The 22,954-nt window shown below is 59.8% G+C and carries 19 protein-coding genes; 10 read left to right on the forward strand and 9 right to left on the reverse strand.

Annotation, left to right across the window (positions count from 1 at the left end; genetic code table 11):
- The first annotated feature begins 23 nt into the window (after positions 1-23).
- Complete coding sequence (gene hglS / locus DW49_RS0101080; protein WP_005616693.1) at positions 24-1,409, forward strand: 2-oxoadipate dioxygenase/decarboxylase HglS; 1,386 nt, start codon at positions 24-26, stop codon at positions 1,407-1,409.
- A gap of 573 nt (positions 1,410-1,982) precedes the next feature.
- Positions 1,983-3,311 (forward strand): DUF3100 domain-containing protein, encoded by a 1,329-nt coding sequence (locus tag DW49_RS0101085; RefSeq protein WP_005616692.1) that lies wholly within the window; start codon positions 1,983-1,985, stop codon positions 3,309-3,311.
- 39 nt (positions 3,312-3,350) lie between these two features.
- On the opposite strand, the gene DW49_RS0101090 is transcribed toward DW49_RS0101085, so the two are convergent.
- Positions 3,351-4,262, reverse strand: coding sequence for a LysR substrate-binding domain-containing protein (locus DW49_RS0101090; RefSeq protein ID WP_005616690.1), 912 nt, complete (start codon positions 4,260-4,262; stop codon positions 3,351-3,353).
- Between the two features lie 128 nt (positions 4,263-4,390).
- Between DW49_RS0101090 and DW49_RS0101095 the strand changes: the two genes are divergently transcribed.
- Positions 4,391-5,767: an L-serine ammonia-lyase gene (locus tag DW49_RS0101095; RefSeq protein WP_024420942.1), complete on the forward strand. Its 1,377-nt coding sequence runs from the start codon at positions 4,391-4,393 to the stop codon at positions 5,765-5,767.
- 13 nt (positions 5,768-5,780) lie between these two features.
- Here the strand turns inward: DW49_RS0101095 and DW49_RS0101100 are convergent, their stop codons facing one another.
- Together DW49_RS0101100 and DW49_RS0101105 are read right to left on the reverse strand one after the other, a co-directional pair.
- Complete coding sequence (locus tag DW49_RS0101100) at positions 5,781-6,422, reverse strand: LysE family translocator (RefSeq protein ID WP_005616684.1); 642 nt, start codon at positions 6,420-6,422, stop codon at positions 5,781-5,783.
- 6 nt (positions 6,423-6,428) lie between these two features.
- Complete coding sequence (locus DW49_RS0101105) at positions 6,429-7,211, reverse strand: YqcI/YcgG family protein (protein WP_005616683.1); 783 nt, start codon at positions 7,209-7,211, stop codon at positions 6,429-6,431.
- A 151-nt stretch (positions 7,212-7,362) separates the two neighbouring features.
- On the opposite strand from DW49_RS0101105, the gene DW49_RS0101110 reads away from it, so the two are divergent.
- Entirely contained in the window at positions 7,363-8,289 is a 927-nt protein-coding gene (locus DW49_RS0101110; protein WP_005616682.1) for a LysR family transcriptional regulator, read from the forward strand.
- Between the two features lie 372 nt (positions 8,290-8,661).
- Here the strand turns inward: DW49_RS0101110 and DW49_RS0101115 are convergent, their stop codons facing one another.
- The 3 genes from DW49_RS0101115 to DW49_RS0101125 are packed head-to-tail and all read right to left on the reverse strand — an operon-like array spanning position 8,662 to position 12,235.
- On the reverse strand, positions 8,662-9,819 hold the full coding sequence (locus tag DW49_RS0101115; RefSeq protein ID WP_024421073.1) for a M20 aminoacylase family protein: 1,158 nt from the start codon (positions 9,817-9,819) through the stop codon (positions 8,662-8,664).
- Positions 9,820-9,823: 4 nt separating this feature from the next.
- Positions 9,824-11,341, reverse strand: coding sequence for an aldehyde dehydrogenase family protein (locus tag DW49_RS0101120; RefSeq protein WP_005616680.1), 1,518 nt, complete (start codon positions 11,339-11,341; stop codon positions 9,824-9,826).
- Positions 11,342-11,344: 3 nt separating this feature from the next.
- The gene (locus tag DW49_RS0101125) at positions 11,345-12,235 is read right to left on the reverse strand and encodes an NAD(P)-dependent oxidoreductase (RefSeq protein ID WP_005616679.1); all 891 of its coding nucleotides are present in this window, start codon (positions 12,233-12,235) and stop codon (positions 11,345-11,347) included.
- Positions 12,236-12,395: 160 nt separating this feature from the next.
- On the opposite strand from DW49_RS0101125, the gene DW49_RS0101130 reads away from it, so the two are divergent.
- Positions 12,396-13,310 (forward strand): LysR family transcriptional regulator, encoded by a 915-nt coding sequence (locus tag DW49_RS0101130; RefSeq protein ID WP_005616677.1) that lies wholly within the window; start codon positions 12,396-12,398, stop codon positions 13,308-13,310.
- Positions 13,311-13,414: 104 nt separating this feature from the next.
- Positions 13,415-14,650: a zinc-dependent alcohol dehydrogenase gene (locus tag DW49_RS0101135; protein ID WP_005616676.1), complete on the forward strand. Its 1,236-nt coding sequence runs from the start codon at positions 13,415-13,417 to the stop codon at positions 14,648-14,650.
- 242 nt (positions 14,651-14,892) lie between these two features.
- On the opposite strand, the gene DW49_RS0101140 is transcribed toward DW49_RS0101135, so the two are convergent.
- A complete protein-coding gene (locus DW49_RS0101140) occupies positions 14,893-15,624 on the reverse strand; it encodes an aspartate/glutamate racemase family protein (RefSeq protein WP_003381440.1) in 732 nt (243 codons plus the stop codon).
- Positions 15,625-15,634: 10 nt separating this feature from the next.
- Positions 15,635-16,354, reverse strand: coding sequence for a GntR family transcriptional regulator (locus DW49_RS0101145; RefSeq protein ID WP_005616675.1), 720 nt, complete (start codon positions 16,352-16,354; stop codon positions 15,635-15,637).
- A 343-nt stretch (positions 16,355-16,697) separates the two neighbouring features.
- Here DW49_RS0101145 and DW49_RS0101150 point away from each other — a divergent pair, with 343 nt between their 5' ends.
- From DW49_RS0101150 to DW49_RS0101160, 3 genes are all read left to right on the forward strand, one after another.
- Positions 16,698-18,152, forward strand: a complete 1,455-nt coding sequence (locus DW49_RS0101150; protein ID WP_005616674.1) for an NCS1 family nucleobase:cation symporter-1 — start codon at positions 16,698-16,700, stop codon at positions 18,150-18,152.
- Between the two features lie 375 nt (positions 18,153-18,527).
- Positions 18,528-20,603, forward strand: a complete 2,076-nt coding sequence (locus tag DW49_RS0101155) for a hybrid sensor histidine kinase/response regulator (protein ID WP_024420475.1) — start codon at positions 18,528-18,530, stop codon at positions 20,601-20,603.
- A 1-nt stretch (position 20,604) separates the two neighbouring features.
- Positions 20,605-20,922 (forward strand): hypothetical protein, encoded by a 318-nt coding sequence (locus DW49_RS0101160; protein WP_005616672.1) that lies wholly within the window; start codon positions 20,605-20,607, stop codon positions 20,920-20,922.
- 81 nt (positions 20,923-21,003) lie between these two features.
- Here DW49_RS0101160 and DW49_RS0101165 read toward each other — a convergent pair whose 3' ends face one another.
- Positions 21,004-21,894, reverse strand: a complete 891-nt coding sequence (locus DW49_RS0101165) for an alpha/beta hydrolase (RefSeq protein WP_005616671.1) — start codon at positions 21,892-21,894, stop codon at positions 21,004-21,006.
- Positions 21,895-22,011: 117 nt separating this feature from the next.
- On the opposite strand from DW49_RS0101165, the gene DW49_RS0101170 reads away from it, so the two are divergent.
- A complete protein-coding gene (locus tag DW49_RS0101170) occupies positions 22,012-22,611 on the forward strand; it encodes a TetR/AcrR family transcriptional regulator (protein WP_024420474.1) in 600 nt (199 codons plus the stop codon).
- Positions 22,612-22,954 lie beyond the last annotated feature (343 nt).

The following is a 22,954-nucleotide window of genomic DNA, read 5'->3' on the forward strand; positions in this document are numbered from 1 at the left end:
CCCCGTACGGAGAAAACACCCTGATGAGCACTGCACGCTTTGCCGACCCCGACCAGATTCGCGCCGGGTTCTCCCGCGCCATGTCGCAGATGTACCAGCACGAAGTGCCGCTGTACGGCACGCTGATGGAACTGGTGAGCGAGGTCAACGCGCAGGTCATGAGCCGCGACAGCGAGGTGCTGAACAGTTTGCGCCAGACCGGCGAAATCCAGCGGCTGGACATGGAGCGTCACGGCGCGATTCGCGTGGGTACGGCGCAGGAACTGGCCACCCTCGCCCGCCTGTTTGCGGTGATGGGCATGCAGCCGGTCGGTTACTACGACCTGACCGCGGCTGGCGTGCCGGTTCACTCGACTGCCTTTCGCGCTGTGCACGAGCAGGCGTTGCAGGTCAGTCCGTTTCGAGTGTTCACCTCGCTATTGCGCCTGGAACTGATCGAGAGCGACAGCCTGCGCGGCTTCGCCAGTCAGGTGCTGGCCAAGCGCACGATCTTCACGCCCGGCGCCTTGGCGTTGATCGAGAAGCATGAGAAAGACGGCGGATTGAACGAGCCCGACGCCGCCGAGTTCATTCAGCAGGCGCTGGAGACCTTTCGTTGGCATCACACTGCGACGGTCTCGCTCGACGAGTACCGACAATTGAATGCCCAGCATCGCCTGATCGCCGATGTGGTGGCGTTTCGTGGCCCGCACATCAACCACCTGACGCCGCGCACGCTGGATATCGACGCCGTGCAAAGCGGCATGCCCAGCAAGGGCATTCCGCCCAAGGCCGTGGTTGAAGGTCCGCCACGTCGCCAGTGTCCGATCCTGCTGCGCCAGACCAGCTTCAAGGCGCTGGAAGAGCCAATCAGTTTCATCGGTCAGGGTGGCAGTGAGTCGGGCAGTCACTCGGCACGCTTCGGCGAGATCGAGCAGCGCGGCGCGGCCCTGACGCCCAAAGGCCGCGAGTTGTATGACCGGCTGTTGAATGAAGCTCGCGAGGAACTGGGTGAGTTTCCCAACGAGGCCAATGCCGTGCGCTATGCGGGGCTGCTGGAGAAGGCCTTTCAGGCATTCCCGGACAGTCATGATGAAATGCGTGCGCAGGGTCTGGCGTATTTTCGCTATTTCCCGACTGACACGGGCGTTGCGGCCCGTGCATCCGGCACGCTGGAGCAGCTTGTCGAAGCAGGTCATGTGCGCTTCGAGCCGCTGGTGTATGAAGACTTTCTGCCGGTCAGCGCGGCAGGTATCTTCCAGTCCAACCTGGGTGACAACGCCCAGGCGCACTACGCAGCGAATTCGAACCGGCAGGATTTTGAACAGGCGCTGGGCCGTGGGACGCTTAATGAACTGGCGCTGTACGCCGACACCCAGCGGCGCTCGCTGGAAGACTGCGCCGAGGTGCTGGGGCTGAATGAGTCATAACGGGTGAGAGTGCGTGGGAATACAGTTCGCGACGCTCTGCGTCGTAAAAAGAGGACGCGGAGCGTCCGGAACGGCATACGACGCGGAGCGTCGCACGATAGTTGAGGTTATCGTTCCCTACGCTCCAGCGTGGGAATACAGTTCGCGACGCTCTGCGTCGCAAAAAGAGGACGCAGAGCGTCCAGAACGGCATGCGACGCGGAGCGTCGCACGATAGTCACTTTCAAGGGCCGTGCAGCTTTTTCTGTGTTCTGTTTAAAGCAACGATAAATAAAATTCGCAATATTGGTGTGCACCCCTGCGCTATGCATACTGCGATGGCGAGTGGACAGCAAGGTGCTGTATTCAAAGGTTCATCCCTTCGAATAACGCACATGATGATCCGCTGGCATTGGCTCGAAGCAGCCTGGGCCTGAACCACGTTCAGGCCTCATAAAAATACTCGACCGGATAACGGTCTCCATGACTCCATGGACTTCAAAGCTGCCCTGGCGTGTCACTGCGCCGACCTGAAAAACAGAATAACGATTGATAAGGCCTGTAAAAGGCCATTCAGCAGGCAAGGGGATCATCATGCAAAACTCACACGCTGCAGCGTCGGGCGACAATCAGGCCGTTTCATCGATGGTGAAACTGTATGTCTGGGCCGCCGTTATCCTCGTCATTGCCGAAATGATCGGCGCGATCAGTATTCCGCTGGGCCCCGGCAAAGTGGTGTTGCTGCCCATGGTCTGGGCGCTGCTGATCGGTGCGATGATCGGCATCGCCAGCCGCCGCCTGCCGGGCAGTATCGGTATCGATCATGGCATCCAGCTGCGTGCGGCCTCGATCCTGCAACCCGCCCTGCTGATTTTCATCGCCAAACTCGGCCTGGTGGTCGGCGGTTCGCTGCCCGTGGTGTTCGCCTCGGGATGGGCGCTGGTGTTTCAGGAGTTCGGTCACTTTGTCGGCACCGTGGTCCTGGGCCTGCCGGTGGCGTTGATGCTCGGTATCAAGCGCGAAGCGATTGGCGCGACCTTCTCGGTCGGCCGCGAGCCAAGCCTGGCAATCATCGGTGAACGTTACGGCATGGACTCCCCGGAAGGTCGCGGGGTGCTCGCTGAATACCTGACCGGCACGCTGTTCGGTGCGCTGTTTATCGCCATCGTCGCCGGTTACATCGCCAGCCTGGGGATTTTCCACCCCAACTCGCTGGCGATGGGTTCGGGCATCGGTTCGGGCAGCATGATGGCCGCCGCCGCAGGTGCAATCGCCGCGCAGCAAACGCCGGAGGTCGCCAAGGAAGTCATGACCCTGGCCGCTGCGTCCAACCTGATCACCACCACCATCGGCACCTACTTCACTCTGTTTATCTCCCTGCCGCTGGCGGTGTGGGGCTATCGCGTGCTCGAGCCGCTGATCGGCCGCACCACCAAAGCGTCCATGAGCGAGGAAGGCATACGCCACAGCGATGTGTCGCTGGACGTGCCGGAGCTGGGCTGGTCGGGCAAGATCAGCGCATGGCTGGCCGCCGGCGCACTGGCATTGATTGCCAACTATGTCGGCTACAAGACCTTGTCAGCGGATGCCTTTACCGCCATAGGCATCATGATTTTCTGTGCCTTTGTCGGCGAGGCGCTGTGCAGCCTGATCGGCCGCAAGATCCCGGCAGTGTGCATGGTCTCGCTGGTGGCGATGTTCCTCACCTCCCCGGCTTGCCCGTGGGCCGCCGAGATTGCGCGGCTGACCAGTTCGATCAACATGCTGGCGGTCATCACGCCGATGCTGACCTTCGCCGGTCTGTCGATTGCCAAGGACCTGCCTGCCTTCCGCCGCCTGGGCTGGCGCATCGTGCTGGTGTCGTTCCTGGCCAACTTCGGCACCTTCATCGGCGCGGTGTTGATTGCCGAGATGTTTCACTGATTCTGATTAAGTCATCCGGCTTGAATGAGCCGGATCGAACTACCCCAGCGCCTCGCCCACCAGCCAATCATGCACCGCGCGGCGTGCCGGAGTGCTGAGCGCACCTTCGCGATAGGCCAGGACGTATTTTTTCCTGGCCTTGATCGGATGCCCGAACGGCACGATCAGCAAGCCTTGTTCCAGTTCGTCGGTAATCAGCGCCTTGCGGGCAATGGCCACGCCCATGCCCATGCGCGCGGCGTCGATGGTCAGGTGATTGCGGTTGAAGGTGTGGCCGCGGCGCACGTCGATGCCATCCGCACCGATGGCGGTCAGGTAAAACTCCCACTCCGCGTATTCATAGCTGCCGCGCCAGGCAGTAATGTCGTGCAACAACGGAAAGTGCACCAACTGGCTGGGCGTATCCAGTGGCGGTTTGCCCACCAGCAGGCTTGGCGAGCAGACCGGGAACAGCTCCTCTTCCAGCAACGGCGTGGTCGATAACCCCGGATAGCTGCCGTCATTGAGGTCGATGGCCAGATCGAAATCGTCGTCACGCAACGAGCCGCTGCTGTCTTCGGCGATGATCCGCAGCTGGATGTCCGGAAACGCTTCCTGCAAGCGCGACAGGCGCGGCATCAGCCATTTGCTGAGGAATGACGGAATGCAACGCAGCTTGAACACCCCGCCGATACGCCCGGAATACAGCAGGCGCAGCTCTTCACTGATGCGGCTCTGCACCTCGTTGGCGACCACTGCCAGGCGCTGACCTTCGGCGGTCAGCTCCAGCCCGCGCCCGACCCGATGAAACAGTGCAAAACCCAGACGCTCCTCAAGCTGGCGCATCTGCTGGCTGATCGCGCCGGGGGTGACGTGCAGCTCCTCCGCACAACGGGTGAAAGAGAGATGTCGGGCCGCACAGGCAAAGACCTGTAACCAGGCGTGCATCTGTGCGTTGAAGATTCTGCTCATTGAAGAGTTCCGCTAAAGCGTTGCATAGCAACAATCGTTTGTCGTTTTGCCAGTCCAAGCCAAAGATGAAGACCAGAAAGAAGGAGTCTGCAACTCCTCTGCATCATCTCATTTGAAGGACCTCCGTGATGGCCATCAGCGTCTTCGACATGTTCAAAATCGGCATCGGGCCGTCCAGTTCCCATACCGTCGGGCCGATGCGCGCCGGGGCACTGTTCGTGACCGAGCTGCGCAACCAGAACCGGTTGCATAGCGTAGAACGTATCGAGGTGCGATTGTACGGTTCTCTGTCGGCCACGGGCATCGGTCATGGCAGCGACCGTGCGACCGTCATGGGCTTGATGGGCGAATGGCCAGACCAGATCGACCCCAGCCAGGTCAACCAACGCATCGACGCCTTGCGCGCCGACAACCAATTGATGCTGGCGGGTGAGCAGGCCATCACCTTCGTCTGGGAGCGGGACATGTGCCTGCTCGACGAAAGCCTGCCCTACCACCCCAACGGCATGACCCTGTGCGCCTACGGCAAGACCGGTGAAGTGCACGAGCAAACCTACTATTCGGTAGGCGGCGGCTTTGTGATCGACGCCGAACAGGCCGCCAGCGGCGTGCTGGACAATGACACCACTGTGCTGCCCTACGATTTTTTCAGCGGCGCGCAGTTGCTGAAACTGTGCAAGACCCACGGCATGAGCATTTCCGAACTGATGATGGCCAACGAGAAGGTCTGGCGCAGCGAGGCAGAAATTCGCGAGAAGATCATGGTTATCTGGGCGGCAATGCGCGCCTGTGTGGACAAGGGCCTGCTTGAAACCGGCATTCTGCCGGGCGGTTTGAACGTGCGGCGTCGCGCTTATCGCCTGCACCAGAACCTGCAAAACCTCGACAACCCGAACGTGATCGGCTCGACCCTGAGCGCCATGGAATGGGTCAACCTGTTCGCCCTGGCGGTCAACGAAGAAAACGCCGCAGGCGGGCGCATGGTCACCGCGCCCACCAACGGCGCAGCCGGCATCGTGCCGGCGGTGCTGCATTACTTCATGAAGTTCAAGCCCACGGCCAACGACGACGATGTGGTGCGCTTCTTCCTGAGCGCCGCAGCGGTCGGAATTCTGTGCAAGAAAAATGCGTCGATCTCGGGTGCCGAAGTGGGTTGTCAGGGAGAAGTCGGCTCGGCCTGCGCAATGGCCGCCGCCGGGCTGGCAGAGATTCTCGGTGCGACCCCCGAGCAAGTGGAAAACGCAGCAGAGATTGGCCTGGAACATAACCTGGGGTTGACCTGCGACCCGGTCGGCGGGCTGGTGCAAATCCCCTGCATCGAACGCAATGCGATTGCTGCTGTGAAGGCGATCAATGCCGCACAAATGGCCCTGCGCGGCGACGGCGAGCACCACATCTCGCTGGACCACGCCATCCGCACCATGCGCGACACCGGTGCGGACATGCATGACAAGTACAAGGAAACCTCACGCGGCGGGCTGGCGGTGAACCTGATCGAGTGCTGATCGGCCCAGGCGTTTACTGATTCAACAGCGTCGAACCTGAATAGAAAATCCCGCCCAGCGCGATCAGCAGCAAGGTCACGCTGGAAACGATTTCGATCTTGCGCTTGTACTTCAAGGCCAGTTTCTGACGCATGAGAAAGATGTAGGCGAACAGGATCGACAGGTCAATGATGATCCACAGCACCGACAACAAGGCAATGCTGCCCTTGAACGACTCGGTGACGTGGATGAACTGCGGGAAAAACGAGACGAAGAAGATAATGTCCTTCGGATTGGAAATCCCCACCAGAAAACCGGTCACCAGCCCGCTGTGCCGGCTGCGCGCAGGTAACGGCGCCGGCGCTGCTTCGGGCTGCGACGGGGCATAACGCAACGCCTGCTCCAGCGCCTGCACCGACAGATAAGCGATAAAGAAACAGCCGACCAGACTGATCCAGTTGAGCATGCTGACGCTCACCGACAGCGTGCCCGTCAGGATCAAAGCCGCGACCATTACCAGCACCAGCGACGCCCAGTTGGTGCCCAGCGCCGTCAGCATCGCGCGTTTGGGCCCGCACGCCAGGCTGGTGTTGACGATCAGCGCCACCACCGGGCCCGGCGTAATGATCAGCATGAACACGCTGAACATGTAGATCAGCAGCAACGATATATCCATGGGTACTCAACGCTCATTCAAATGGTCAGTCTTGTCGACTTTGATGTGCAGAGGACAGCGGGACAGTGAAAGCCCGCCTTCTTCATACAGTTGGTATTGCTTCCACTCCAGGCTGGTGCGATCACCGAAAAAGCCCAGCGTGTCAGGCACCACGCCGTTGTTGTAATCGGCGATGCGCTGACGAATCTTTTCCCTGACCTTACGACCGCTTTCCGTCTCGGCGCTCGCTACTTCGTCAAAGTTCTCCCGAGGGTTGACCACAAACACGATGTGCCCACCCAGCGAGCGGCTTTTCATGGCGGTGTGACGGGGGAAGCTCATGTTGATGAACATCGGCAGCCCGGCGAAGTGATAAGTCCATTCGAACACCTCAGGGTCTGTGCAGGCCTTGGCGGGCCAGGGCGATCGGTCGCCGTCATGCAAATGTTGCAACGTGGCCCACGCGTAGGCCTGTTCTTCAGCCAGGCTGTTGAAATCGTTTTTCTCGAAAATGACAATCAGCGGGTTGAACAGACGGTCTTCAAGGGGCGTGTCGTTGACGAACTTCACGTACTCTTCCATGCCGTCACGAAGCGCTTGTTGCTCATGTTCACAGGGGATGAACAGCAGCAGACAACTTCCGGACTTGTTGGCACGGCGTCCAAACAGGCAAGGGAAACCCTTGTCACTCAGCACCTGTTCAAATTGCCTGTAAGCCTGAACCCTCCAGCCCATTTCCAGGGCGGTGTCACTTTCCAGCAAGTGCCTTACAACGGATTGACGCAACAGCATTTCGGACTTGGGCAGCATATTCCCTCACGCACGCAGCAGATAAGAACACCGCCTTATTGTTTAATTTTTACGACAGTGGATGAACCGGCGATTCTGACCGCAAGCGCGTGCGCGGAAAAATGGAAAAAGGTGTAACCTACTATGACAAATAATCATGGTTAGTTATCACATGACTGAACGTATCCCGCCTCTTTACGCGCTGAGAGCCTTTGAAGTAGCGGCTCGATCATGCTCATTTACACGTGCTGCGCAGGAATTGTCGCTGACCCAGAGTGCCATCAGCCGCCATATCCGTACGCTGGAAGAAACCCTCGGCTGCCGATTGTTCGAACGCAATGGCCCACGGCTTTCGTTGAGTGACGAGGGGCGACGGTTGTCGAGTCAGCTCAAGATCGGCTTCCGGATCATCGAAGACGCTTGCCAGCCCTTCCGGGGTCAGGGTGCGAATTTGCGCCTCAAATCACCGTCTACCCTGACCATGCGCTGGCTGCTGCACGCACTGGAATCCTTCAAACAACCCGCGCCCGCCCTGCCGGTCCAGCTCTCCAGTGTGTGGATGGACTTTGACAGCGTGGACTTCTACTCGGAGCCCTTCGACTGCGCGATTCTGTTGGGTAATGGCAACTTTGGCGCCGAGGTGGAGACCTGCAAGCTGTTCGATGAATGGCTGATTCCGATCTGCTCGGCAGACACCTTGGGTGATAAGCCGTGGGGGACGGAGCGTTTGCAGGCGGCTGAACTCATTCACCCGTCCAGTGACCGTCGCGACTGGCGGCGCTGGCTTAACCGGATGGACCTGGCTGGTCAGGTGAAGTTGAGCAAAGGGAAAGTGTTCGACACGCTCGATCAGGGCATTACGGCTGCGGTCAGGGGGCATGGTGTGTCGATTGGCGATCTGTTTCTGGTCGCTGATGATCTGAACGAAGGTCAGGTGTTTTTGCTGTTCAACTCGGCGGTTGGTACCGGGGACGCCTATTACCTGGTCTGGTTACAGGACAGTTTCAAGCGCCAGCGGGTACTGGAGTTGCGCGACCATCTGCTGACCTGCCTGCCGGACATTTCCAGTATTGAAGTGCAATTGCTCACCGCCCCTTGATTTGCCGCCTACCGCCAGCGTTATGCACACATCTAACTGACTATCGTGCCGATGCTCCGCGTCGGCATGCAGTTCTGGACGCTCTGCGTCCTCTATGTGGCGCCGCGTCACACTGCGGTTCTGCAAGGTCAGTGATGTTTGTTTACGACTCAAGGCACCTTTTCGCCCCTCGGCGACCTACTTTGATGGGGCCAAAGTAGGCAAACCCCCTGCCTCCGTTTCCGTCACTTACGTCGCACTCTGCGTCGTCAGTACAATCGTGATAAAAAGCGCTTTCGTTTATGGGCAGTGAATGCGGGTAAGGATTGACGTTGTGCTGCAACATAGATTTGACGCGCTGCGCGCTCAAGATCAAGCGCGCAGACGAGCCATTCAACCCACCGGCAAACACTGCTCCACCAGCGAAGTCCACACTGCGACACCCGGCTCAATCACCTGGTCGTTGAAGTCGTAGTACGGGTTGTGCAGCGCTGCCGATGGTTTTTCGCCATCGACGCCCATCCATATGTAGGCACCCGGGCAGGCGTGCAGCATGAAGGCGAAGTCTTCGGAGGCCATGGAGGGGTTGCAGCCCCACTGCACGTTGGCTTCGCCCACGGCCGCAATCGCTGCACGGCGAATCGTGGCGGCAGCTTCGGGGTGGTTTTCGGTCACCGGGTAGCCGACGTTGTAGACCAGTTCGCCACGCACCCCGAACGCTACAGGCAGACGCTCGACGAATTCGCCGATCAGTTGCTGAACCTTTTCGCGCACCGGCGTTTGCAGGCAGCGCACAGTACCGCGCAACACCGCGGTTTCCGGGATCACGTTGATAGCCTCGCCGGCATTGAACTGGGTGATGCTGACCACCGCGGAATCCAGCGGCGACAGACGCCGGGAGACGATGGTTTGCAGCCCGAGTACCAGTTCGGCGGCCGCCACGATAGGGTCATTGCCCTTGTCCGGCATGGCCGCATGGCTGCCTTTGCCGGTCAGGGTGATTTCGAAGGTGTCCAGCGACGCCATCATCGGCCCGGGATTGATCACCACCTTGCCCGCTGGCACGCCTGGCCAGTTGTGCAAGCCGTAGATGGCTTCCATCGGGAAGCGCTCGAACAGACCGTCTTCGATCATGCGTTGCGCGCCGCCAAGGTTTTCCTCGGCAGGCTGAAAGACAAAGTGAACAGTGCCGGCGAACCGGCGGGTTTCCGACAGGTGCCGGGCGGTGGCGAGCAGAATCGCCGTGTGGCCGTCGTGCCCGCAGGCGTGCATACAGCCCTTGTGAGCCGACTTGTGCAGGCTGTCGCCCAGTTCCTGAATCGGCAAGGCGTCCATGTCGGCACGAATGCCGATAGTCGGGCCCTCGCCGTTGCGCAGGGTGCCGACCACGCCGGTGCCACCCAGCCCGCGATGCACCTCAAGGCCAAAACCGGTCAGCAGCTCAGCCACTTTGTCGGAGGTCTTCAGCTCTTGAAAACCCAGCTCCGGCGCAGCGTGGATCGTGCGGCGCCAGACGGTTGCTTCGTCAATCAGTGTCTTTGAAATAGGCATTTACTTACTCCAGGCTCGCGCCGTAGCCAAAACTGGCGGCCGGCTTGGCGGCGGTTTCAACCCAGACGCTTTTCACTTCGCTGTACTCGCGCAGCGCATCCAGACCGGAAGAGCGGCCATAACCGCTTTCACCATAGCCGCCGAACGGCGAACTGACGTGAATAGTCTTGTAACCATTGACCCAGAACGTCCCGGCCCGCACCTGTTTGGCGACGCGATGAGCGCGGCCGACGTCGCGGGTCCAGACGCCGCCGGCCAGGCCGAAGCGGCTGTCGTTGGCAATGCGGATCGCGTCTTCTTCGTCCTTGAACGGAATCGCCACCACCACCGGGCCGAAGATTTCTTCCTGCGCGCAATGCAGCTCGTTGGTGCCTGCCAGCACGGTCGGGTTGATGTAGTAACCCGGTCTGTCCGGGATCGGATCAGCCTGCTCGCCAATCAGTTTTGCACCGTCTTTCAGCGCGCGTTCGACCATGCTTTTCACATGGTTGTACTGCTTGGCGTTGTTGATCGGGCCAATCTGGGTTCGCGGGTCGCCGGGATCGCCGACCTTGAATTGCGTCGCGGCCACGGCCAGTGCGTTGGTGAATTTCTCGAAGATCGATTCCTGCACCAGCAAACGCGAACCCGAGACACAGCTTTGCCCGGCACCGGAGAAAATCGCCGCCTGAGCGCCGCGCAAGGCGACCTCCAGATCAGCGTCGTCGAACACGATATTGGCTGACTTGCCGCCCAGCTCCAGCACCGCCGGAATACAGCGCTGCGCCGCTGCCACGGCAATGTGCCGACCGGTCGCTGGCGAACCGACGAACACCACTTTGCGGATATCGGCCCTGGCAATGAACGCCTGACCGATGGAATGGCCGAAACCGGCAATCACGTTGACCAGCCCTTTGGGCACGCCCGCGCGCTCGATCAGCACGCCGACCACCAGCGAGCTGAGCGGCGTCAGTTCCGACGGTTTGAGGATGACTGCATTACCCGCCGCAATGGCTGGGGCAATCTGCCAGCCGCAGGTGAAAATCGGCGCGTTCCACGGCGTGATCTGCAACACCGTGCCCAGCGGTTCGTAGGTGACGTAGTTGAGGTGCGTGGTCGGCACCGGAATAACCTCGCCGTGCAGCTTGTCTGCCCAACCGGCGCAATACTCGAACATCTCGGCGACTTTGAGCACTTCGACGCGAGCATCACGGATCGGCTTATTGGCGGTCAGGGACTCGATCTGCGCGAGGTTTTCCTGCTCTTCACGAATCAGATTGCCCACCTGATACATGGCACGCCCACGCGCCTGGCCAGTCAGTGCCCACCACTGTTGCTGCGCCATTTTGGCAGCCTTGTCGGCCACTTCGACCAGCGACTCATCGGCATCCGGAAAGCTCAACAGCAGGCTGTCATCGTGGGCATTGCGCACTTCAACCGGCGCGCCGTGGCCTTCGATGAAAGCACCGCCGACGTAGCTGGCGATGACACTGCGATCGCCCCAGTAAGGGCGCATCAGTTCGAGGATATTTGCAGTGCTCATCAGTTATTCTCCGTGACCGTAAAGGGCGGCATCGGTGCGTTGCACGATGGCGCAGAAGTCTTCGTTGTCCGCCAGGGTCTCGCTGCTGGCTTGCCACAACTGCGCAACCACGCGCGACAGCGGCAGGTCCATGTCGAGGCTGTCCGCCAGGTCGCTGGCAAGACCCACGTCCTTGCGCATCAGGCCCATGGTGAAGCCCGAGTCATAGGCCTTGTTGAGAACCCAGGTGGGGAACATCACTTGCGTGGCACCGCTGCGGCCGGAGCCCGCGTTGAGACCTTGCAGGAGTTTTTCCGGGTCGACGCCCGCGCGCGCTGCCATCGCTACGGCCTCGGCGGTGCTGATCAGGTGGCAGGCGGCAAGCATGTTGTTGGCGATCTTGGCCACGTTGCCCGCGCCGCATTGCCCGACGTGCACCCGCGTGCCGCTCATGCCTTCCAGCACCGGCATGGCGCGGGCAAGGTCGGCATCTTCAGCACCGATGACCATCGACATGGTGCCGGTGGCAGCACCCTTCGGGCCACCCGAGACCGGCGCGTCGATAAACGCGATGCCGGTTTTCGCCAGTTCGGCGGCCACCTTGCGGCTCATTTCCGGCGTCGAGGTGGTGGTATCGACCACGATCAGCCCCTCGCGACCGAATTCGCTGATACCGCCTGCCCCCAGACACACCGACTCAACATGCTCGGCCTTGGGCAGCGACAGGATCAGGATGTCCACGCTCTGAATCAGTTGCTTGCGCTCGGCAACCGGTTTGACGCCTTTGCTCTCGGCCTGGGCCAGCGCAGCCGACGACAGGTCGAAGCCGCTGACATCAAAGCCCTTGCTTGCAAGCGTCGCGGCCATGCCACCGCCCATGTTGCCCAATCCGATCACACCTGTTTTCAACGTCATGTCTGCATCTCGATTAGTTTTGTATGCGTTCAGGAAGGATGCCGGCAGCCGTGTGAAGGCTGCGATTTGCTGATGAACCGAGTATGGACAGCGCTCTCCCCTCTCAGCAATAATCCAAAAATCGAATTTATGTTGCCTTTAGCGCAACACAGGAAACCCCATGAGCCTCGTTCAGGATCGACGCATTCTGTATTTCTTCGAAGCGGTGCGACTGGGCAGCGTCCGGGCGGCGGCTGACTATCTAAACGTAGTGCCGTCTGCGGTGAGCCGGCAGATCGCCCAGCTGGAACAGGAACTCGGCTCGCCGCTGCTGGAGCGCCATCGCCGTGGGGTCAAGCCCACTGAAGCAGGTGACAAGGTGCTGGCCTATTACCGCCAGCGGCTGACTCAGCAGGAAGTGCTGCTGGATTCGATTCAGGCGCTTAAAGGCCTGCACAGCGGCTCGGTAACACTGGTGTCTGGGGAAGGCTTTCTTGAAAGTCTGGCGCAACCGCTGGCCAGGTTTTCCGAGCTGTACCCGCGAATCGAGCTGATCGTGAACGTCTGCGGCAGCAACGAAGTGATTCGTCAGGTGGTGGAGGATGAGGCGCACATCGGCCTGGTCTTCAACCCCGCCGCCGACCCGAAGATCCGCTCTCACGCGCATCAGCGCAAGCCGGTGTGCGTCATCACTGCGCCCGATCATCCGCTGGCCCAGGAACAACACCCCATAGCGCTGCAGGCGCTTGAACATTACCGTGTCGCGCTGCCTGCCGTGTCTTACGGCATTCGCCAGATTCTTCTGCAAGCCGAGCATCAACTGGGCATCACGGTGCAGCCGACGCTGACCTGCAGCACGTTCGCCATGCTCAAGCATTTCGCCGTGCAGGGCGGCGTCACGCTGCTGCCGACCTTCGTTGTGGAGGAAGAAATAAAGGCCGGTAAATTGCGCGCGCTGCCGCTGCAGAATGAAGTCTTCAGCAGCCCACAGACCCACCTGATCAGCCGCCTGGGCCGCCTGGGCCGCCAGCTCAGCGTCGGCGCCAATCGCCTGATGGGCATGCTGTTGCAGGACATGACGGCATTTCGCAGCTGACGACGCCGTTAGTCCCGCTTCGGCTAATCGTGCTGAACCATCAAAAGTCTCGTGGTTCCTCTTTAGTAACGGATCAGATCGTCTGGTGCGATTGAGGATTAATCATGAGAGCTCTGACTTACCACGGCGCCCACAGTGTCAAGGTCGACAGCGTGCCAGACCCGGAACTACAAAAAGCCGACGATATCATCCTGAGAGTCACCGCCACAGCGATCTGCGGCTCCGACCTGCACCTGTACCGTGGCAAGATTCCGACGGTCGAGCATGGCGATATTTTCGGCCATGAGTTCATGGGTATCGTTGAGGAAACCGGGTCGGCAGTGACCGCTGTGCAAAAAGGTGATCGCGTGGTGATCCCTTTCGTCATCGCCTGCGGCAGCTGTTTTTTCTGCAACATAGACTTGTTCGCCGCCTGCGAGACCACCAACACCGGGCGCGGCGCAATCATGAACAAGAAGTCCATTCCGCCAGGCGCGGCGCTGTTCGGCTTCAGCCACCTGTATGGGGGCATTCCTGGCGGTCAGGCTGAATACGTGCGCGTGCCCAAGGCCAACGTCGGCCCGTTCAAGGTGCCGGGCACCCTGGCTGACGAGAAAGTGCTGTTTCTCTCCGACATTCTGCCGACGGCCTGGCAGGCGGTCACCAACGCCGGTATCGGTCCGGGATCGAGCGTTGCTATCTATGGTGCTGGCCCGGTGGGACTGATGAGCGCGGCGTGCGCAAAAATGCTCGGTGCCGAACGTATTTTCATGGTCGATCACCACGCGTATCGCCTGGCCTACGCGCAGAAAACCTACGGTGTGATCCCGATCAATTTCGATGACGACGATGACCCGGCCGACACCATCATCCGCCAGACGCCCGGCATGCGTGGCGTCGATGGCGTGGTGGATGCGGTGGGCTTCGAGGCCAAAGGCAGCACGACGGAAACCATTCTGGCGACCTTGAAACTGGAGGGCAGCAGCGGCAAGGCCTTACGTCAGTGCATCGCTGCGGTCAGGCGCGGCGGCGTGGTCAGTGTGCCGGGCGTTTATGCGGGGTTCATCCACGGCTTCATGTTCGGCGATGCCTTCGACAAGGGCCTGACCTTCAAAATGGGCCAGACGCATGTGCACCGCTTCATGCCTGAATTGCTCGAGCACATCGAAGCGGGCCGGCTCGCGCCTGAAGCCATCATCAGCCATCGCATGTCACTGGAAGATGCAGCAAAGGGCTACAAGCTGTTCGACAAGAAGGAAGAAGACTGCCGCAAGGTCATTCTGATGCCGGGTGACAGCACGATTTTCGTGCCTGACACGGAAACCGAAGCGCTGGTTGGAGGTGTCGTGCCGGCGATGTGAGGTGCATGCACGGCGCTGCGTCGCCCTCTCAAGATCGGACGCGGAGCGTCCAGAAGTGCGCTACCACGCAGAGCGTGGGAGCGATAGCCCCTTGGATATCGTTGCCCTACGCTCCAGCGCAGGAGCGATGGCCCTGGGGATATCGTTCCCTACGCTCCAGCGTGGGAATGCAGGTCTGGACGCTCTGCGTCCGATCTTTGTGACGCGGAGCGTTACCCGGTTAGCGCATTTCTGGACGCATATTACCGGCTCAGGTAGGCAAATCGCCCTTTGAACGGTTTGCCTATCGGATCAGCCAGGTCGCCATGCTTGCTGGTACTCAGCCCCAGTTCCACCAGTGATTCGGCCAGTTTCACCGCCGCCGCCACACCGTCAATCACCGGTAGGCCAATCGCTTCGCTCAACTGTCTGGCCAGATCCGCCATGCCGCCACAACCGAGCACGATCGCTCCAGCCCCCTCCTGATCGCGGGCGATGCGTGCCTGTTCGGCCATCAGTTCGATCAGCTCCGGCCCGCTTTCTTCCAGTGCCAGCACCGGCAGGTCAATACAGCGCACCGACGTACACAGTTCGCTAAAGCCATAACGCTGCAACAAGTGTTCGGCGATGATTCGTGTCCGGGTCAGCGTGGTGACGACCGCAAAACGGGTGGAAATCAGACTGGCCATGTGAAAAGCCGCTTCAGCGATGCCGATGACCGGTGCACTGGCGTATTCACGCGCAGCCAGCAGGCCGGGGTCGCCAAAGCAGGCGATGATGTGCGCATCGACCTGTTGCTCGCGGCCCTTGCGCACTTCTTCCAGCACGCCAAGGGTGGCGATGGCCTCGTCAAAGTGCCCTTCGATGGACACCGGACCATCGGCCGGGCTGCAGGCGATAATCTGTGTGCCAGAACGCGCCACGGCTTGCGCCGCCAAGCCGATCTTGTGGGTCATGGCTTCGCTGGTATTGGGGTTGATCACTTGAATACGCACCGGAACTCCTTCAGCGCTGCTTGAAAATGCTATGAAAATCCACTGTTTCGCTGACCGGTTCGTCCACATTCAGACTGGCGCGAATACGCCGCAAGTGCTCAGCCATCCATTCACGCGCCGGCTCGCCCTGCCCGGCTTCGAGCAGCGCCAACAAGTCCACATGATCGCCGCAATCACAGCCAACGCTGCGCCGCGAGCCATACACCGCGACGATCAACGAAGAGCGCGTGGTGAGCTGCGCGACCTGCTCGGTCAACACCTGATTGCCCGCCAGCGCGCACAGTTGCACATGAAAACGTGCCGACAACTGAATGGCTTCGCTGTGCCGGCCAGCATGTTGCGCCTCGTGCTCCTGATCACAGAGCGCACGCAGTGTCTCAAGACGCTGGCCACTGACCCGTGCTGCGATATCCGCCATCAGCGCTGGTTCGATCAATTGCCGGGCACCCAATACATCCTGCGCTTCCTGCGCCGAGGGCTGCGCCACTTCAGCGCCGCGCTTGGGACGCAAGGTCACCAGCCGCTCCAGCGCCAGCCGTTGCAAGACCTTGCGAATGCCGGTTCGGCTGATCTCGAAGACCTCGGCCAGCGCGTCTTCCGGCAACCGCGTGCCAGGTGCCAGCCGGTGCTCGACGATGGCTTCCAGTACATGTTGATAAATCTGTTCGTCCCGGCCTTTTTCATCGGCAGCGGGTGTGAGAAACAAAGGAGCGCTGGAAGGTCGGGTCATGGCGTCACATCGTATTGGCAGTACAGATCGTATACAAGAATAGTGCCCGATGCAGAGCCTGATGAGTAGTGCTTTTTCAATGCAGCAATAAAAGGCCTGTACTCGAAAATACACGAAATCGCACCGCTAACGAGCAAAAGCGCCCTGTTTACGTGCACTTCACTGGTACGGCCAACTTGCCTGATACAACAGCGCTTGCTTCGAAGATGGCCAGCCCGCAACGGCTGCGTTCATTTCAAAACCGGTAAAAATCGTCTGGCACAGCTTTTGCGTACACGATCGTATACAAAAATACCATCGATCGTACCCCGATCCCGTCACGACTCATCTAGGGAGTAATGCAATGACAGACCAACGCCCGGCCGGATACAGCCCGCGCCTGCACAACGACGACCTGGGGCCTGTGCCGCAGAAATGGACCTGGTACAACATTCTGGCGTTCTGGATGAGCGACGTGCACAGCGTCGGCGGTTACGTGTTTGCCGCCAGCCTCTTCGCGCTTGGCCTGGCCAGTTGGCAGGTGCTGATCGCCCTGCTGGTCGGCATCTGCATCATTCAGGTGATTGCCAACCTGGTCGCCAAACCCAGCCAGCAAGCCGCCGTGCCCTACCCGGTGATCTGCCGTCTGGCCTTCGGCGTCTTCGGCGCCAACATCCCGGCCATCATTCGCGGGCTGATCGCTGTGGCCTGGTATGGCATTCAGACCTACCTGGCGTCCAGCGCGCTGGTGATTGTGGTGCTGCGTTTCTTTCCGGACCTGGCCGCTTACCAGAGCGTGACCTTTCTTGGCCTGTCCTGGCTTGGCTGGTTTGGTTTTCTCGCGCTGTGGGTGGTGCAGGCCGCGGTGTTCTGGACCGGCATGGAGTCGATCAGGCGTTTCATCGACTGGGCCGGCCCTGCCGTGTACGCCGTGATGTTCGCGCTGGCTGGCTGGATCGTCTGGCGTGCCGGCTGGGACAACATCAGCTTTACCCTGGCGGAAAAAGAACTGTCTGGCTGGGCTGCATTCGGTCAGGTGGTCATGGCCATCGCGCTGGTGGTTTCGTATTTTTCCGGCCCGACCCTGAATTTCGGCGATTTCAGCCGCTATTGCCGCAGCATGGCGGACGTGCGCCGGGGCAACTTCTGGGGCCTGCCGGTGAATTTTCTGGCGTTCTCGCTGGTGACGGTGGTGACGGTGGTGATTGTCTCGGGCACCCTGCCGATCTTCGGCGAAATGATCCATGACCCTATCGCCACCGTGGCACGCATCGACAACACCACGGCAGTGCTGCTTGGCGCGTTCACCTTTGTGACCGCCACCGTCGGCATCGTCGCCAACTTCGTCTCCCCGGCCTTCGACTTCGCCAACGTGGCCCCCAGCCGCATCAGCTGGCGCGCGGGCGGCATGATTGCCGCCGTGGCGTCGATTTTCATCACGCCCTGGAACCTGTTCAACAACCCGGAAGTGATCCACTACACACTGGATGTGCTGGCAGCCTGCATCGGGCCGCTGTTCGGCATCCTGCTGGTGGATTACTACCTGATCAAGAAACAGCAGATCGATGTTGACGCGCTGTTCAACGACACGCCGAGCGGCCGTTACTGGTACACCAACGGCATCAACTGGATTGCCGTCAAAGCCTTGCTGCTGACGGCGCTGGTCGGCCTGTGCTTCACCTTCATCGAGTGGTTCAAGCCGATTGCCAATTTCGCCTGGTTCACCGGCTGCATCCTCGGCGGTGCGCTGTTTTATGCAATGACCCGCTGGTCGCCCGTGCAGGCGGCGAACATGCCGACACCCGTCGCCCAGAGCTAGACGCAGCAGCAGCAGGCGCCAGCCGATTGAATCAGGCTGGCGCCTTAACGCGATCCCCACCCGTCAACAAGCGGACCCAGGGCGGATCACCGCCGCCCGCATCACCCGCTACGCCGCTACGCCGTCACCGCATGCAAATCCGACGCTCGCTACGACGCAACCCCCCGCCTGTCTTGAAGATCACACAACGGCAAACAACAGAAATGATATTAATTTAATATCATTCATCGTTCAAAACCATAGAATGATCGGGTGTCACTGATCGGCTGGATGGACGCTCGCGCAAAATAGAATAAATTTTGTACAACTTTCAGGCCGCGGCGCTGCCCTAACACTGATGCTTTGTGAACCAGGCGTTCAAGTGGGTTGATAGTAATGAGCAATGATATTTCTGGCGGCAGATCGTTTGCCCCTCAAGTACCCCGTCCCTCGGCGCATGAAGCGGCTGAAAGGCTGCAACTTGCCCTGGATTCAGGCGCTGTTGCCGGCACGTGGGTGTGGGACATCATTGCGGATCAACTGACAGGCGACGAACGATTTGCCCGTACATTCGGTTTGTGCCCCAAGCTGTGCGCCAAAGGGTTGCCGCTGGCGTTGGTGACCGCGTCCATTCACCCGGACGACGCGCTTAGGGTCGACAAGGATATCGAGGAAGCGCTGTCCAACGGCGAGACCTATCGGTGCGAGTATCGAGTGCTTCATCACGACGGTGTTTATCGTTGGGTTGAAGCCAGTGGCCGGATCGAGCGTGATGCTCAGGGCAAGCCGATTCGCAGCCCTGGTGTGCTGCTCGACATAGACAGCCGACGCACTGCCGAGGCAGAGCGAGACCGCCTCAACGAATTATTGCAAATATTCACCGCTGCGGTCCCCGGTGTCGTATATGCCAAGGATCTGGAAGGCAAAATGCTCGTCGCCAACCGGGGCACCGCCGAACTGATTGGCAAACCGCCGGAATTCTTCATCGGCAAGACTGATCTGGAGTTTCTGGATGATGAGGAACAGGCGCGCGTCCTCATGGAGACTGATCGGCGGATCATGCAGAACAGCATCAGTGAACAGATAGAAGAAAAGGTCAATCTGGCGGATGGCTCCGCTGCAGTATGGTTGTCCACCAAGGCACCGCTGCTCGATCGCAACGGCGACGTTATCGGCCTGATCGGCTCGTCCATCGATGTAACGGCACGTAAGAAAGCCGAAGAAGCGGTCAGCGAACTCAATCAGACACTGGAACAACGCATCGAGCAGGCCGTTTTCGAGCGTGAGCAGATTGAGGATGCCCTGCGCCATTCGCAGAAAATGGACGCCGTCGGGCAATTGACGGGGGGCATCGCACATGACTTCAACAACCTGTTGGCCGGTATCTCGGGCAGCCTGGAACTGATTACCAAACGACTGGATCAGGGACGCGTCAGTGACGTGGACCGTTATGTGTCAGTCGCACAGGGCGCGGTACGTCGCGCGGCGTCACTGACTCACCGGCTGCTGGCCTTTTCCAGGCGCCAGACCCTGTCGCCGAGAGTGACCGACGTAAACGTACTGATTCATGACATGGAAGAAATGATCGCGCGCACGGTCGGCCCGGAAATAGACATCAAAGTGGTCGCCCAGAATGATCTGTGGCCAGCATTGATCGACCATGCCCAACTTGAAAGCTCGCTGCTGAACCTGTGCCTGAATGCCCGTGATGCGATGCCCAATGGCGGGCACATCATCATTGAAACCGCAAATGCTTCGCTCGCCGAGTGTAACGACCCGGACCACGGTATTCCTGCCGGCGAACACTTGAGCATCCGTATTACCGACACCGGCAGTGGCATGAGCCCGGCGATCGTCACCAAGGCCTTCGAGCCGTTTTTCACCACCAAACCCATTGGTGCCGGTACTGGCCTGGGGCTGTCGATGGTGTATGGTTTTGTGCGCCAGTCCGGCGGGCAGATCCGGGTTGAATCGGTTGAAGGCCAGGGCACCAGCGTGGTGATGCATCTGCCGCGCCATACCTCCGAAAGCACTCCACGCGCGGCCGAACCTGAAGTCGTCGAAGAGCCAGCGCATCACACCGGCGAAACCGTACTGATCGTCGATGACGAACCCTCCGTACGGATGCTGGTTGCCGAAGTGATTACCGGGCTGGGCTTCAACTGCCTGGAAGCAGCCGATGCTCAGTCCGGGTTGCAGATTCTGCAATCCGACGCCCGCATCGACCTGCTGATCAGCGACATAGGGCTGCCGGGCGGCATGAATGGCCGCGAAATGGCCGATGCCGCAGGCGATTGCCGACCCGGTCTGCCGACATTGTTCATCACCGGCTACGCAAAAAGCTCCGTGCTGGACGACTGCCACCTGCGGCCCTGCACGCAAGTGCTGACCAAGCCATTCGGGCTTGACGTGCTCGCCGGACGAGTCACTGGGCTGATTGGCGCTGAAGCCGTTGCCCGGGGTTATCAGTAGGGTGAATCCGACCACGCCGGACGGTCGCTATTTTGTGGTCAAGGAACAGCTCTGGCGCTGCTCCAATCCTTCTTTGAGCGAAGACGTTCGTCAGCAGTTGGTTGACGAACTGATGGCTGCGCGGCGCGCGGTCAAGAATGCCAAGGCTGGCGCAGATGATGCGGCATTGAAGACAGCTCGCGCCGGCGTCAACAAGGCCAAGGTCGCACTGGGGGAGCGCGGGGAGGTCTGGTGGACAGACGGTGCCGAGGATTTCAACCGGCGCAAGGTGAAGAACACGCCGTATGCGCAGTGGTATGAGAGGTTAGAGGCGCAATGACGCCCAGTAACGATCTACATCCTGTAGGCAAGCTTGGGCTATACGCTGCGTTAATCCCCTCTTGGAAACACCCTAAAAACATTAACGCTCAGGTGCATCCGGCGTTGCCGATTGGTTATCCGGCGCCAGAAACTTCATTACTTCGTCAATCACCGACGGGTGATCGATCAACCGATTATGGCCCAGCCCATCCGTTGTGAAGAGGCGCGCGCCCGGCCAGAGCTTTGCAAAACGAGCGCCCTTTTCCCATGGAATTTCACGATCACGGCGGTCGTGAATAATCAGCGCAGGGCGATCGAATAACGGCAGTCGAAGCGAAGCGTCGTAGTCCGCAAAGCGCTCGCCCGCCAGCGAATGCACATACGCTTCAAATGGGACGAAAACTTTGTGTGCAATACCCACGCTGTCGAACTGTTTGAATACACCCTCTGCGGCCACCAGAAACGGTGCAATCAACACAAAGCGCTCGGGACGCCATTGTTCTTCCTGGGCGAATACAGTGGCTGAGGCGCCCATCGAGTGGCCAATCACGGCCGCGGGTTTTCCAAAGTGGCGGCCAACGTGCCGAAGTACTTTCACAAATTGCGTCATGTGGCTGATGTTACCGCCACTCAAACCGTGGGCCGGCTGATCAAAACCCACCACTGCGTAACCCATCGATTGCAGTAAAGGCACCCACTCGGCAAAACGCATCGCGTAACTTGACCACCCATGCGAAAACAACACGTAGGGTTGATGCGCCGGGTCGCCCCATACATAAGTGGATATTTTTATACCGTCCAGCTCCAGCATGCCGGTTTGCACATCCTTCGATGTGTTCAGAATAGCTGCAGCCCTGGCACGTCCGGCGGCCTGAGGTTTCACGAAACGTCGGGCAAGGTATCTTCCGGTAATGCCCGGTAGAATGCGGCTGGCCAGCGTGAAGGTGCCACGCAGTGTGATCAGTCGAAGCGTGTTGGTGAATTTACTCATCGGTATTTTCCGCGTCAGCCACAAGATCTGGCGTCATTAAAACAGCCTATCTTGTCACTGACAAGATAGGCTGTTCCGATGGGCGTATAACTTTTATTTCATGACTGGGAGCTTTGTATGCCGTCCTCAGACACCCCGCGAACCTACCACCACGGCAATCTGCCTGCCGTTCTGCGCCAGGCGGCATGGGACATTGTGGGGGAAGCTGGCGTGCGTAGCGTCTCGCTAAGGGAATGCGCCAGACGTGCGAATGTTTCCCATGCTGCGCCTGCTCACCATTTCGGCTCCCTGGAAAACCTGCTGGCAGAGGTCGTGGCCGATGGCTATGAGCGCATGGTCGATGCCATTCAGGCCGCGCAGCTTGAGCTGGGCAATCCCGTCCTGGGCTGCGGAATGGGCTATGTGAACTTCGCCCAAAAACACCCTCAGCACTTCCGGCTGATGTTTGGCATGGCAGGCGTCAACCGCGCGCTGCCCAGACTCGTCAGCTCGGGCGAGGCCACGCTGCAACTGCTGCGCCAGTCGCTGCGCACGGCCTGGATAGCGAAACACGGCAGCGAACCTGAGCCAGCATTGCTTGAACAGCGCACGTTTCTTGCCTGGAGCACTGCACACGGTTTCGCATCCTTGGCGATCGACAGAAAGACGGCAGAGCCATCGGTGGTCTCAGCCGAGTCGGTACTCCAGCCGATGTCTGTTTTTTTGCTGACGCCATAACCCGCCAAACGCCCTCCGCTGCCCGAACATCACTGCAGCCGCGCTCCCGCCAGAGCGCAGGCGGCCTGGGCGTGCCTGCCATTTGCCCTCCCTCAGCCTGATCGCCCCGTAAAACCCGAGCGCTGGCGCCCCGCACTTTGATGTCGACCAACATCAAAGCGTTGACATTTTAGATTTTGATCGTAATCATAAGCGCAATCCCCACTGCGGAAATTGAACGAAATGTCCGAGAAAGCGCTTTTTGAACCTTATGCCCTAGGGTCTGTTCCCGTTTCACATTGGTAGCCACAGAAAAGCGCAGGCCATTGCTATGACGCTTTCATAGCAATATCGCAAAGATCGG

The organism is Pseudomonas avellanae BPIC 631, from assembly GCF_000444135.1.
Lineage (GTDB): Bacteria > Pseudomonadota > Gammaproteobacteria > Pseudomonadales > Pseudomonadaceae > Aquipseudomonas > Aquipseudomonas avellanae.